13 protein-coding genes are annotated in these 13,387 nt (G+C 67.6%); 11 read left to right on the top strand and 2 right to left on the bottom strand.

Annotation, left to right across the window (positions count from 1 at the left end; translation table 11 throughout):
• The first annotated feature begins 30 nt into the window (after positions 1-30).
• Together ABD260_RS08225 and ABD260_RS08220 are read left to right on the top strand one after the other, a co-directional pair.
• The gene (locus ABD260_RS08225) at positions 31-837 is read left to right on the top strand and encodes an alpha/beta fold hydrolase (protein ID WP_344232771.1); all 807 of its coding nucleotides are present in this window, start codon (positions 31-33) and stop codon (positions 835-837) included.
• Positions 834-1,457, top strand: coding sequence for a hypothetical protein (locus ABD260_RS08220; RefSeq protein WP_344232770.1), 624 nt, complete (start codon positions 834-836; stop codon positions 1,455-1,457). The genes ABD260_RS08225 and ABD260_RS08220 overlap by 4 nt, the downstream gene beginning before the upstream one ends.
• Positions 1,458-1,869: 412 nt before the next feature.
• On the opposite strand, the gene ABD260_RS08215 is transcribed toward ABD260_RS08220, so the two are convergent.
• Positions 1,870-2,094 carry a hypothetical protein gene (locus tag ABD260_RS08215; protein WP_344232769.1) on the bottom strand — a complete coding sequence of 75 codons (225 nt, stop codon included), beginning with the start codon at positions 2,092-2,094 and terminating at the stop codon, positions 1,870-1,872.
• Positions 2,095-2,163: 69 nt separating this feature from the next.
• On the opposite strand from ABD260_RS08215, the gene ABD260_RS08210 reads away from it, so the two are divergent.
• From ABD260_RS08210 to ABD260_RS08170, 9 genes are all read left to right on the top strand, one after another.
• A complete protein-coding gene (locus tag ABD260_RS08210) occupies positions 2,164-3,093 on the top strand; it encodes an IclR family transcriptional regulator (RefSeq protein WP_344232768.1) in 930 nt (309 codons plus the stop codon).
• A gap of 1,426 nt (positions 3,094-4,519) precedes the next feature.
• Positions 4,520-5,494, top strand: coding sequence for a cupin domain-containing protein (locus tag ABD260_RS08205; protein ID WP_344232767.1), 975 nt, complete (start codon positions 4,520-4,522; stop codon positions 5,492-5,494).
• On the top strand, positions 5,491-6,324 hold the full coding sequence (locus ABD260_RS08200; RefSeq protein WP_344232766.1) for a fumarylacetoacetate hydrolase family protein: 834 nt from the start codon (positions 5,491-5,493) through the stop codon (positions 6,322-6,324). Before ABD260_RS08205 ends, ABD260_RS08200 begins: the two co-directional genes overlap by 4 nt.
• A 91-nt stretch (positions 6,325-6,415) precedes the next feature.
• Complete coding sequence (locus tag ABD260_RS08195; RefSeq protein WP_344232765.1) at positions 6,416-7,201, top strand: alpha/beta fold hydrolase; 786 nt, start codon at positions 6,416-6,418, stop codon at positions 7,199-7,201.
• Complete coding sequence (locus ABD260_RS08190; protein ID WP_344232764.1) at positions 7,198-8,316, top strand: LLM class flavin-dependent oxidoreductase; 1,119 nt, start codon at positions 7,198-7,200, stop codon at positions 8,314-8,316. The genes ABD260_RS08195 and ABD260_RS08190 overlap by 4 nt, the downstream gene beginning before the upstream one ends.
• A 40-nt stretch (positions 8,317-8,356) precedes the next feature.
• Positions 8,357-9,919: an MFS transporter gene (locus tag ABD260_RS08185; RefSeq protein ID WP_344232763.1), complete on the top strand. Its 1,563-nt coding sequence runs from the start codon at positions 8,357-8,359 to the stop codon at positions 9,917-9,919.
• A complete protein-coding gene (locus tag ABD260_RS08180) occupies positions 9,916-11,472 on the top strand; it encodes an MFS transporter (RefSeq protein ID WP_344232762.1) in 1,557 nt (518 codons plus the stop codon). The genes ABD260_RS08185 and ABD260_RS08180 overlap by 4 nt, the downstream gene beginning before the upstream one ends.
• Positions 11,472-11,990: a flavin reductase family protein gene (locus tag ABD260_RS08175; RefSeq protein WP_344232761.1), complete on the top strand. Its 519-nt coding sequence runs from the start codon at positions 11,472-11,474 to the stop codon at positions 11,988-11,990. The genes ABD260_RS08180 and ABD260_RS08175 overlap by 1 nt, the downstream gene beginning before the upstream one ends.
• A gap of 31 nt (positions 11,991-12,021) precedes the next feature.
• Complete coding sequence (locus ABD260_RS08170; protein ID WP_344232760.1) at positions 12,022-12,597, top strand: MarR family winged helix-turn-helix transcriptional regulator; 576 nt, start codon at positions 12,022-12,024, stop codon at positions 12,595-12,597.
• Between the two features lie 74 nt (positions 12,598-12,671).
• Here ABD260_RS08170 and ABD260_RS08165 read toward each other — a convergent pair whose 3' ends face one another.
• Positions 12,672-13,385, bottom strand: a complete 714-nt coding sequence (locus ABD260_RS08165) for a dienelactone hydrolase family protein (RefSeq protein ID WP_344232759.1) — start codon at positions 13,383-13,385, stop codon at positions 12,672-12,674.
• Positions 13,386-13,387: the final 2 nt, after the last annotated feature.

The following is a 13,387-nucleotide window of genomic DNA, read 5'->3' as shown; positions in this document are numbered from 1 at the left end:
CCACACACCATCGAGCTTCCCTCGGGCCGGGTGAGCTACCACGAGCGCGGTACTGGGCCGCCGATCGTGTTCGTCCACGGGTACCTCGTGAATGCCAATATTTGGCGCAAGGTGGTGCCACTGCTGTCGGATCACTTCCGCTGTCTCACGCCGGACTGGCCGTTGGGTTCGCACCTGACCCCGGTGAATCGGGACGCGGACCTCTCGCCGCCGGGGATCGCCAGGATGATCGCCGACTTCATCGAGGCGCTCCAACTCCGCGACGTGATCCTGTTCGGGAACGATTCGGGAGGCGCGTACAGCCAGCTGGCCGCCGCGAATCATCCGGAGCGGATCGGGAGCCTGGTACTCGCGTCATGCGAGACGCCGGACTGTACCTGGCCGCCGACACCCGGAGGATTCCCGCTGCTCAAGCGGACGGCCGTTCATCCGTTGACGTACCGCGCGCTCTATCAGGTGCTGCGCGCACCGACGGCGTGGCGGTGGCGAAACACGTACGGGTGGCTGGCGAAGTATCCGATCGACCGTCTGACGATGCGTAGTTATGTCGATCCGGTCCTCAATAGCTCGGCGATCCGGTACGACGGGCGCAAAGCGATCAGCTCGGTCGACGAACGGTTCACGCGGTCCGCCGCGACCTCCCTGACCACCACCTTCGGCAAGCCGATTCACCTGATCTGGGCTTCCGCCGACCGAGTCTTCCCACTGGCCGGCGCCCGGCGCTACGCCGACAGTCTCGGCGCGAGCCTACGCACGGTCGGCGATTCCTACACGTACCTCACCGAGGACCAGCCCGAGCTGACGGCTGCCCTCCTGACCGAAGCGGTGAACCGATGACTGCACCTGAACTGATCGAGGACGCCGCGAGGTTTGTTGCTGAGGCAGAGCGGATGACCAACGAGCGCGATGTCGACGGCATCCGCGATGTCTTCGCGCCGGATGCGCAGTGGGACGCGACCCTGGACGGACTGATCATCCACGCCGACGGCCTCGACGAGATCACCCATTCCTGGGCAACCATGTGCCGCTTCATGACCAAACGCGACATGTACGTCAAGAAGACCCTGATCGTCGCCGCCGAGACGGCCCACGCCGCCGAGACTGCTCTCGCCAACGGCACTGCTCTCGTCAACGAGACTGCTCTCGTCAACGAGACTGCTCTCGTCAACGAGACTGCTATCGCTAACGTGGCCCCCGTCGCCAATGAGAACCCCGTCGCCAACGTGGCCCCCGTCGCCGGCGGGACCATCATCGTCAACGAGTGGCGCGGCACGATCGCCGGCCGCAGCGGCGCGCGCGGTATCGAGGTCTGGCAGCGCAACCACCACGGCCTCGTCACCAACCAGCGCCTGTACGGCTTCCTGGACGCCCGCCCCGAGTCAAGCCTCATCCAGAACCTGCGGATGCTGGCAGCACACCCACGCACAGCCCTAGCCTTCGCCACCTCCCGCCGCTGACCGCGACGCGGGTGCAGCGACGGCACGCACATTCGCCGCCTTCGCAGAGTCGACTGGCCAGCGCATCCGCGCCCGGCACTCGCCGTCATCGCCCACCGCCGCTGACCCGACGCTGCTGGTCGCGCGTCGGGTGGCAGCGCATCGGCGTACGGAACTCGCCGTCATCGCCCACCGCCGCCGACCCCGCGTCGGGTAGCAGCGCATCCGCGTACGGCACTCCCCGTCATCGCCCACCGCCGCGGACCCCACGCCGCTGGTCGCGTCGGGTGGCAGTACGTCCGCGTACGGCGCTCGCCGTCTTCGTCGACTGCCGCTGACCCCGCGCCGCTGTCCGCAGCGTCGGGTGCGGCGACGGGATGTGAAGCGTCCCTCGCCGGGCTTGCGGCTCAGGACGCTGTGCGGCGTACGGGGCTCAGAGTGGGTGGAGTTTGGTGAAGGGGGTCACGATCCGGATCATCTTGCCGCCGCCGAAATCGACGACGACGCCGCCGGGTTCGACCGAGTGCACGCGACCCAGCCCTTCCCGATCGTGAGTCACGCGCTCGTCGACTTCGAAAGTCTTCGGCGAGTCGGCGACCTTGGCGGCGAACGGACTGGTGGACAGATGACGACGCGTCGTCACGCGATTGGCCTGCATCAGAACTCCAGTATGCGGCACAATCGGCCTGCTGTGCACGGCCTGATCCGGTCGCCTACATTTTCTGGTATGAAGAATCGGCCGGCGTACGCGATCGACTCGGTGGACCACGCGTTGGTGCTCGCGCAGATGCTGCAGCACGAAGGGCAGCTGCGGGTGACCGAGGCGGCGGAGCGGCTCGGGGTGTCGCCGTCGACGGCGCATCGGTTGCTGGCGATGCTGGTGTACCGGGACTTCGCCGAGCGGTCGGACGATCGCCGGTACTTCCCCGGCCGGATGCTGCGGCCCGCGCCGGTCACCGAGGCTCCACTCGCGGTATTGCGCCGCGTCGCCGGGCCGCACCTGCGGGCGCTGACCGATCGGGTCGGCGAAACGTCGAACCTGGTGGTGGTCGTCGGTACGGAAGCGCGCTTCGTGATGACGACGGAATGTACGCGGCCGCTGCGGGTGGGGGACCGGATGGGCCAAGCACTACCCGCCCATCTCACCGCCGGCGGTCAAGCCCTGCTCGCCGCACTGCCCCCGGCGGAGCTTGCTTCTTTGTACGAGACCTCGGCCGATGTCGATCTCAGAAGACTGCGCCGCGAGCTGGCGCTGGTACGCAAACGTGGTTTCGCAATCAACGACCAACGCACCGAACCCGGCGTCACCGCCATCAGCCTCGCGATCCCCGCCACCCCCACCCACCCCGACCCCGCGATCCCCCCACCGAACGCGTCCCCCCACCCTGACGCCGCGATCCCCCTGGCGAACGCCTCCCCCCACCCTGACGCCGCGATCCACCCGGACGCCTCCACCCGCCCTGACGCCGCAATCTCCCCAGCGAAGGAGTCCGCCCGCCCCGATGTCGCGATCACCCTGCCGTACGCGTCCGCTCGCCCGGAAGCCGCGATCACCCTCGCGATGCCAACGGCCCGCTTCGACCGCACCAGGCTCCCCGAGTGGATCACCCACCTAGCCGCAACCGCCACCCAAATCACCGCCGCCCTCCCCGCCTAATCCTCACCTCACCTCAACGCCCCTCGAACCGCCGCGGCCCCACCTCCTATCGACCGCCACGCGAACCGCCGTGGCCCCACCTCTATCGACCGCCGACCCGAGCCGCCCCGGCCCCACCTCCTATCGACCGCCGACCCGAGCCGCCCCGGCCCCACCTCCCATCACCGCCGCCCGCACCCGCCCCGGCCCACCCCAGTTGACCCGACCTCGTATCAACCGCCGCCCGAACCGCCGCGGCCCCACCTCGTATCAGCCGCCACCCCGAACCACCGTGGCCCACCCCAGCTGAGCCCACCTCGCATCAACCGCTGCCCGAGCTGCTGCGGCACTCCCCGCTGACCCCGCTTTGGGAAGCCACCGCGTAGAAACCCGGTGCGAAAACACGTGGTGGCTTCTCAAAGGTGACTCTTCGCGGAAGTCGGCGGACCTCGGCGGCCTCGGTGGGCTTGGTGGGCTTGGTGGGCTTTGGCGGGTGGGGGTTCGCGGGCCGGGTGGGGCAGAGGTAGCTGTTCTGCAGGGCAGAAAATGGTGTGCGGAGGGTGGTCGAGTGGGCACGCTGGTGGCCTGCCCGGCGGGGACCCTGCACCTCGCCGGGCGGTTCCAACTGTGCGGGATCGAGGGAGTTTCACCGGCGATGACACGAACCAGACGACCAGCCGACGCAACCGGCAGCGTACGAAGAGCGGACCCGGATGCGCAGCGTGCTCCCAAGGCCCGCGACGAACAACCGGAGCCCACCCCGCACCACACCTCACAAGGCACCACGCACCACTCACCAGAGCAGATCCCGGAAGGCGCCGCGCACCACTCGCCGGAGCAAACTGCGGGAGATGCCGTGCAGTGCTCCCCGGAGCACATCCCGGGGCGAGTTGCGGAAGATGTCGGGCGCAGCTCGTCGGAGTATGTGCCGGAGCGGGCTGCGGGAGGTGCGGTGCAGCGGTTGTCGGAGCACATCCGGGAGAACGCTGCGGAAGATGTCGGGCGCGGCTCGTCGGAGTACGTGGCGGAGCGGGCTGCGGGAGGTGTTGTGCACAGGTCGCCGGAGTGCGCACGTGAGCGCGCCCCGGGCGTCTCGTCGGAGTACGCATCCGGGCATGCCCCGGTGCGTGCGGCCGAAGGTGCTGCGCAGTGCCCGGCGGAGTGCGGCCCGGTGTACGGATCGGAGCACGCTTCGGCGCAGGTAGCCGAAGGTGCCGTGGAGCATCCGGCGGAGTACGCCATGGAGCAGGCTGCGGATGGTGTCGGGCTCAGCTCGCCGGAGTGCGCTCCTGAGTACGCCCCGGAGCAGGCAGCCGGAGGTGCTGCGGAGTACCCGGCGGGGTGCGGCTCGGGGTGTGATTCAGAGGACTTGGGGGAGTTGGGGGAGTTGTATCGGGGGTTTGCGGAGGAGTTGTTGGTTCCGCTTTGGGGGGAGATTGGGGAGTTGATGCCGTTGGTTCCTCAGTCGAAGGCGGTGGCGCATCTTTGGCGGTGGGATCGGGTGTTGCCGATGGTTGAGCGGGCGGGGGAACTGGTGCCGGTTGGGCGGGGTGGTGAGCGGCGGGCGATTGCGTTGGCTAATCCGGGGCTTGGTGGGCGGCCGTTTGCGGCGCCGATGCTCTGGGCGGCGATCCAGTATCTGAATCCGGGTGAGGACGCGCCTGTGCACCGGCACACCCAGAACGCGTTCCGGTTCGTCATCGAGGGGGAAGGCGTGTGGACTGTCGTCAACGGAGATCCAGTCGCGATGCGCCGTGGCGACTTCCTCCCGCAACCCGGCTGGAACTGGCATGGGCACCACAACAGCTCCGACCGCCCGATGGCATGGCTCGACGGCTTGGACATCCCCTTCCAGTACTTCACCGACACAACGTTCTTCGAGTTCGGACCCGACGAGGTCGAGACCCGCGAAGCGCCGCAGCTTTCGAGGTCGGAACGGTTGTGGAGTCACCCCGGCCTGCGCCCACTCAGTAGGTTGCGGCCAACCCCGGCAACGCCGATGCTCGCCTATCGCTGGGAACACACCGACCGTGCGTTGTCCGAGCAGCTGGCGCTCGAAGCCGAGGGATACGACGTGACGCTCGAACCGGGCCATGCCGCCGTGCGTTTCACCAACCCGACGACCGGCGGTGACGTAATGCCGACGCTGCGGGCCGAGTTTCACCGGCTGGCACCGGACACCGCGACCGCGGCCGTCCGCGAGGTCGGCGCTTCGGTATACCAAATTTTCGAAGGCGCAGGTGAGATCACCGTCGCCGGCAAGAAATGGTATGCCAGCCGCGGGGACCTGTTCGTGGTGCCGTCCTGGCAGCCGCTCGCCATCGAAACCAGCTCTGGCCTGGACCTCTTCCGGTTCAGCGACACCCCGATCATCGAGCGCCTCGAACTGCACCGCGGGCGCGTCGAGGAGGTCAACCGATGAGACTCGCGACCATCCGTACCACCAACGGCACCCGAGCCGCCCGCCAGACCCCCAACGCATTCATCGAACTCGGGTACGCCGATGTCGGCGAGCTGCTAACACGTGACGATTGGCCCACGTACGCGGCCGAAACCGCCGGCGCGGCGCATCCGTTGAGCGTGGGCCTCGCGCCGGTCGTACCGCGGCCAGGCAAGATCCTGTGCGTCGGGCTGAACTACCGCACCCACATCCAGGAGATGGGTCGCGACCTGCCGGCTCACCCGACGCTCTTCGCCAAGTACGCCGAGGCGCTGATCGGACCGTACGACCCCATCGACCTGGCGCCGGAATCGTCCTGTGTCGACTGGGAAGCCGAGCTCGCCGTAGTGATCGGCCGCACCGTACGACGCGCGACCGAAGCACAGGCCGCCGAGGCGATCGCCGGCTTCACCGTGCTGAACGATGTCACGATGCGCGACTGGCAGTTCCGTACCAAGGAATGGCTACAGGGCAAGACGTTCGAAGCCACCACACCGCTAGGTCCAGTACTGGTGACGCCCGACGAGCTACCAGGTGGCGTACGCCCGGAGCTGCCGATCAGCTGCACGGTCAACGACGAGCTGATGCAGAAGGCGGACACCTCCGACCTGCTCTTCACACCGACAGACCTGATCCAGTACGCGTCGACGATCCTCACGTTGCGCCCCGGCGACGTGATCGCCACCGGTACGCCGAGCGGTGTCGGCCACGCCCGCACCCCAGCTCGCTATCTCGCCAAAGGCGACGTCCTGAGCACCGAGATCACCGGCATCGGCAGCCTCGAGAATCTGGTCAAAGACAATTTAATGTAGGCCTCCACTATGAAGCCTTGCACAGTGTAGATGTCCTCTGTACCGTACGTGGTGCACCGGATCACCTCGCGCACCGAAAGGGCTTCGAACCATGGCCAACCTCAAGCAGTCCGAGCTCGAACTGGACGGCAAACAAATCCAGTACCTGGAAGGCGGCGCGGGCGAGCCGCTCGTCTTCCTGCACGCCGTCGGTGGATCGGTGCCGGGAGCACCGTTCCTCGAGCAACTGGCCGACAACTTCCACGTGTACGCGCCGTCCGCCCCCGGTTTCGACGGCAGCACCGGCGCGGTGGATTCGATCGTCGAGGCCGCCGACGTGTTCGCCGCTTTCGTCAAGCAGGTAACGGATCAGCCGGTCCAGCTCGTCGGTGAATCGTTCGGCGCGGTCAGCGCATTGTGGCTGGCCGCGCGACACCAGGAGCTGGTCCGCAACCTGGTAGCCGTGGCCCCTTTCGCATTCCTCAAGCCCGGCCCGCCACCGCAGCCCCTGCCGCCGAAAGAGCTTGCCCTCCGCAACTTCGGCCCGACGCCTGCCGTACCGGAAGGCTTCTTCACCCCGGAAGCCGGACAGCAACGAGCCCGCAACGCCGCCCAAGGTGTGCCGCTGCTGAAGGGCAACGATCCCGAAGAATTCCGAGCTGCTCTCGGCAAGATCGAGGCACCGACCTTGGTGCTGTGGAGCACCGACGACCAGCAGGTACCGCCCGCTCTCGCAACGATCTACCAGGAAACGATTCCGACCTGCTCCGCCACGTTCCTCCCCGACAGCGCGCACTCGCTGACCCTGTCGGCGACCGAGCGCTTCGTACCGTTGGTGACCGACTTCCTGGCCACCGGCGAACTGTTCGTCGCCAGCGTGCCGGGGGAGTCGCGGTGAAGGCGTCGTTCTTCACGCTGATGCCGTACGCGCCACTGCGTGAACTCCCGACGCGCTGGCCGACGTCCAACGCACAGTTCGATCCGGCGCGTTCGGTGGAGTGCTACCAAGAAACCCTCGACGCGGCCGCGTACGCGGAGCAACTCGGCTTCGACTGGGTCGCCTGCGCCGAGCACCATTATTCTTCGCACGCCATGTGCCCGAACGCGAGCGTGATGGCGACGGCGCTGGCGCAGCGTACGAGCACGGCAAGAATCGCGATCCTCGGCGCGCGGATTCCCCTTGCCAATCCGGTGCAGCTCGCCGAAGAGTACGCGATGGTCGACAACCTCAGCGGTGGCCGCCTGATCGCGGGCCTGCTGCGCGGTACGCCCTATGAGTACCTGGTGTCCGGTGTCTCACCGACCTTGTCCCGCCCGCGATTCGTCGAGGCGTACGACCTGATGCTCAAGACCTGGACCCATCCCGGCCCGTTCGGCTGGGAAGGCGTGCACTTCCAGAACCGCGTGGTGTCCGCCTGGCCGCGGCCGGTCCAGCAACCGTTGCCGCCGATCTTCGTCTCCGGTTCGAGCAAGGAGTCGGCCATCTTCGCCGCGCAGCGTGGCGCCGGCATCGGGCTGGCGTTCACGACCATCGCGGCCGCGGCGGAGTCGGCGCGTACGTACCGCGAAACCGCCCGCGAACTCGGCACCGAAACGAGTCCGGACGATGTGCTGTACCAGGCCGACATCTACGTCTCGGACAATGACGAGAAAGCACTCGCCGAGATCGAGCCACACTTCCGGTACGCCGACAACGTCGCGCATCCGATGCTCCGGATGACCGGACTCGCCGGCAGCCGTGGCATGTTCGGCGGCAGCGGCGCCACCGGTGGCCGGTTCCGTGACATCGTCGCCGAACGGCTGAACCAGGGACTGCCGGCCCGGATCGAAATGGGTCAGATCTTCTGCGGTGGGCCGGACTCGGTCGCGGCCCAGATCCGCAAGATTCGCGCGGATGTCGGTGCCGGAGTGGTCAACCTGATCTTCCAGATCGGTGATCTGCCGCAGGACCGGGTGCTGCGTTCGATGAAGCTCTTCGCCGACGAGGTCCTGCCGCAGATCCGGCAGCTCTGACTCGGCCTCTCCCCATTCTCTGCCACGGAGGGGTGGCGTCATGAGTGTTGCGCCCGATCAAGGCAACAGCGAAGTAGTACGGCCGGAGGTACCGGCGGAGAATCGTCCGATCGGATGGCAATGGTGGCCGTTGGTCGCCGTTTGTCTGGTCGATCTGATGTTGCTCGGTGACGTCGGGTTGGTAACGGTCGCGCTGCCGAAGGTGCAGGCCGAGTTTCATGCCCAGCTCTCCGGCCTGCAGTGGGTCACCAACATCTATTCGATGGCACTGGCGGCGCTCCTGCTGACCGCCGGCGCGGCCGCCGACCGCTGGGGGCGAAAGCCCTTGCTCCTGTGCGGTCTCGGCATCTTCCTGATAGCCCAACTCGGCAACGGACTCGCGCCGAGCACCGGCCTTCTGATCAGCACGCGCCTGCTGGAAGGTATTGGCGCGGCGTTGATGTTCTCGGTTTCCCTGGTAGTACTGAGCGAGACGTATCGCGGCCGGACGAAAGGCATCGCATTCGGGGTCTGGGGCGCGCTGACCGGTTCGGCGATCGCGCTCGGACCGATCGTCGGCGGCCTCCTGGTCGAGTCGGCCGGCTGGCGCTGGGTCTTCCTGGTCCAGTTGCCGATCTGCCTGATCACGATGGCGATCGTCGCGCTGCGCGTACCTCGTACGCCTCCCGTTGGTGGCCGGGCGGACTGGGCCGGCACGATCCTGTTCAGTGTCACGCTCGGACTCTTCGTCTACACGCTCGTCCGCGGCAAGGATGCGGGCTGGACGAGCGCGTTGACGCTGGAGCTCGGCGTCGCCACCGCGATCCTGTTCGTGATCTTCGTGCTGGTGGAGCGCCGGGTGCGGGAGCCGATGCTTGACCTCTCCCGGTTCCGCGTTCCCGCGTTCAGCGGGGCGCAGGTCGCCGCGTTCACCCTCGGCGCGACACATCTCGCGCTGCTGATGTACCTCAGTCTGTATCTCCAGGGCGTCCTCCAGTACGACGCGCTGCAGGCCGGACTGCGCTTGCTGCCGATGAACGCCCTGACCGTACTCGCCGCCTTGCTGACCGGTCGCCTGGTCGGCAGGATTGCCCCGCGCTGGCCGGTGTCGATCGGACTTGCGCTCACCGGCGTCGGCATCCTCCTGCTCCGATCGGTCGAACCGGGCAGCGAATGGACCACGCTGCTGCCCGGCTTCGTGCTGATCGGATTCGGTGGCGGCATGATCAATCCGATGCTCGGCGCGTTGGCGATGAGCGTCGTCACACGGCGGCGCGCCGGGATGGGTTCGGGAATCAGCTACACGTTCCGGCAGCTGGGGATCGCCACCGGGGTTGCCGTGAACGGCGCGGTGTTCGGTGCGGTGATCGCTTCCCGCCTCCACGAGCAGCTGCCGGGCGGATCGGGTCACGTGGCGGATGCGGTGGCGTCGGGAGCCATTGAGCCGATGCTGGCCAAGGTGCCCGCCCAGGAGCAGCCGGCCGTCGCCGCTGCGGCACACTCGGCCTTTGTTGCCGGGATCAACGGAATCTTCCTGGTCGGCGGCATCGTCGCGCTGGCTGGTGCGGTAGTGGTTGCGGTGTTGGTGCGGCCAACAGATCAGCGGGATGGAGAAGTGCGATGACAGCCAAGCCGTCCGGCGGTTGGTGGCCGCTGGCCGCGATCTGCCTGATCGACCTGATGCTGCTGGGCGACGTCGGCCTGGTGACCGTCGCGCTGCCGCGGGTACAGGCCGACTTCGGCGTCGGCCTGACCAGCCTGCAATGGATCACGAACGTGTACTCCGTCACGCTCGCCGCGTTCCTGCTCACGGCCGGGTCGATCGCCGATCGCCTCGGCCGCCGCCACGTACTCCTGCCGGCGCTCGGTCTCTTCCTCGTCGCGCAGGTGGGTAACGCGCTGGCGCCCAACGCGAGCTGGCTGCTGAGTACGCGATTCCTGGAAGGCGCCGCGGCCGCGATGATGTACGCGATCTCACTGACATTGCTCAGCGAGACCTATCACGGCAGGTACCGCGGGATCGCGTTCGGTGTCTGGGGCGCGTTCACCGGTGGGTCGATTGCCCTAGGCCCCATTGTCGGCGGCCTGCTGGTCGGGATCGCCAGCTGGCGCTGGGTGTTCCTCGCCCAAGTGCCGATCTGTCTCGCAGCAATCGCGATCACCCTCTGGCGGATACCCCGCGCCGAAGTCACCGGCAATCGCCGGATCGACTGGCTGGGAGCAGCCCTGTTCACCCCGGCGTTGACCGCGCTGGTCTTTCTGATCACCTGGGGCAGGCACCTGGCCGGCGTCTGGATCATCACCTTGGCGGGTACGTCACTAGCGCTCTTTACGGCCTTCGCCGTCGTCGAGCTCAACGTGAAGTGCCCCATGTTCGACGTACGCAGACTGCGGAACCGCGCTTTCAGCGGCGCGCAGCTGGCCGCTTTCGCTGGGAGCGCAACGCACTTCGCCCTGTTGCTCTACCTCATGATCTTCCTGCAAAGCGTGCAAGGGCATACGCCGTTGCAGGCCGGGTTGATCGTCCTGGCGATGAGCGGGCCGACGTTCCTCGTCGCGCCGCTGGTCGGGCGTCTGGTCGGGCGGTTCCCGCCGCATCGGTTGGTTGCTCTGGGCCTGGCCGTCACCGGGGCCGGCCTATTTGCACTGCGCGGGTTCGGGCCGGGCGACAGCTGGAGCGCGTTCTTGCCCGGCTTCGTGGTGATCGGGATCGGCGCCGGGATCTTCAACCCAATGCTTGGTGCGCTGGCGATGAGCGTGGTGCCGCGCGAGGAGGCCGGCGCCGGGTCGGGGATCAGCTATTCGTTCCGGCAGCTCGGGCTAGCGACCGGTATCGCGGTCAATGGAGCGGTGCTGGGTGCCGGTATTCACTCGTCGGTGGCTCATCAGCTCGCTGGAATGTCGGCTCAGCAGATCGATGCGGTGGCCGGCGCGGTTTCGTCGGGTGACCTTGCGCGGAAGCTCGCCGAGCTACCAGTGCCTCAGCGCGACACGTACGCGCAGGTTGCCGTCAATGCGTACACGGCGGGTCTGCACGGCGTGTTTTTGGTCGCGGGCTGCGTGGCGCTCGGTGCGGCGGCGTTGGTGATCGCGCTGGGCGGCCGGCCGGTGAAGGTGTTGCCGGGAGCAACAACGGGTCCAGCGGTGCTGGCGGATGACGTTTCAGGAGGATCGTGATGAGCGAACTGGAAGCCCGAGCCTGCCGTTTCGAAGAACCGCTCGATGAGCATCGGTTCCGGCGGGTGCTGGGCAACTTCGCGACCGGGGTTTCGGTGGTGACTGCGGAGACCGACGGCGTACCGGTCGGGATGACCATTCAATCGTTCTGTTCGCTGTCACTGGTCCCGCCGTTGGTGCTGATCTGTCCCGGCCGCGCGTCCAGAAGCTGGCCGGCGATCGAGCGCAGTGGCGTACTGAGCATCAACGTCCTTGCCGAAGGACAGGACTGGCTGGCGCGGCAGTTCGCGCGCAGCGGGACCGACAAGTACGCCGGGGTGTCCTGGCGGCCGGCGCCGTACGGCGGTGCACCGATCCTCGCGGGCTCGCTCGCCTGGATCGACGCCGAAGTGGATTCGATCGTGCCCGGTGGCGACCATTTGCTGGTGACGTGCCGGGTACGGGCGGTCGGTGCGCGTACTGACCTGAACCCGCTGGTGTTCTTCCGGTCGGACTTCGTCCGCGCGCGTTCGGCCTGAAAGCGCGCCGGGTACCGGGTACTATCAAGGCATGGCACTTGAGGGCTCTACTGTAGACGACTACAAGAGTTCGTCGTCGATCGTTCGGGACGCGGAGGGGCAGCTCTTCGACGAGCAGTCCCGGCAGATGCTCGAACCGTTGGTCGGGGCCGCGGCGATGCGCCGGCTGGAGATGTTCGCCGCGCTGCGGTGGCTCAGCCGGCTCATGCACGAGTACGTCGACTCCTGGGCGAACGGTCACGGCCTGTCCGAGTCGCGCTTCCAGATCCTGATGCAGCTGAAGCACCAGGACAGCGTGCCGCTGGGCAAGCTCGCCGCGCGGCTGCGGGTCACGCCCCGCGCGGTGACGGCGCTGGTCGATCAGCTCGAGCGGGACGGCATGGTGATCCGGGTCGCCGACCCCAAGGACCGGCGGACAATCCGGGCGCAGATGACGCCCACCGGCCGGAAACTGTTCGACAAGATCTGGACCGAGTACCTCGACATCCCCCTGCACCTGGTCGACGGCGTGGAGCAGGACACGCTGGACGAAATCCGCAGCACCTGTCTGGAACTGGTCGGCCGCATCGAGCAAGCCGGCCGCGGAAAACCCAAGAAAACCACCTGACCGCCAGCAGTGGGGCGGGGGGCTGATAGCAAAGGGGCGGGGAGCCGGTTGGCTCCCCGCCCCACTGTTTGTGGTCAGGAGACGGTGGCGCGGATGAACTCCAGGGTTTGCGGCCAGGAGAGTTTCGTGGCCAGCCGGTTGGCTTCCTGGTCCTGCCGGCCGGCCTCCATGAAGCCGTGGCCGGCGCCTGGGTAGATGTGCACCACGCTGGGCGCCGACTCCCGCTTGTTCAGCGCCTTCTGGAGCAGCTTGAAGCTCTCCAGCGGCACGATGTGGTCCGCGCCTGGGTAGATCAGCGACGTCGGGCAGGTGATCTCGCCGGCCAGCGCGATCGCGTCCTCGTCCTGCGCAGGCGTCGGCTCGGGCATCACCGTCGGGTGGTACGCGACGCAGTTGGCCACCCGATGATCGTGCGCGGCGAGCACCAGCGCGTACCGGCCGCCGAGGCACCAGCCCATGACGCCGACCTTGGCCAGCCCCAGCTCGTCGAACAGGTGATCCAGCAGGACCTTCTGCTCTTCAAGCGAGGTCGGGTCCTTCAGCCCGCCGAGCAACCCGCGCAGCTGCTCATGATCGAGCTCGTCGCCGGTCGGACCGTGCCACGGGTCCCAGGCCAGCGCGGTGACTCCGGCGCGGGCGACCTCCTCGGCGTACGTACGGAGCTGCTTGCCCAACCCACTGAGCATCGGCAGCAGGAGCATTCCACCGGTGTGCGGAGCGGTCGGCCGGGCCAGGTACGCGTTGAGCTCACCGACCTTGATCCGACTGGCGGTGATGTCTTCAGACATGG

The organism is Kribbella hippodromi (assembly GCF_039531045.1).
GTDB lineage: Bacteria > Actinomycetota > Actinomycetes > Propionibacteriales > Kribbellaceae > Kribbella > Kribbella hippodromi.
The sequence above is the reverse complement of the archived record's forward strand: the minus strand, read 5'-3'. Positions and strand labels throughout refer to the sequence as shown.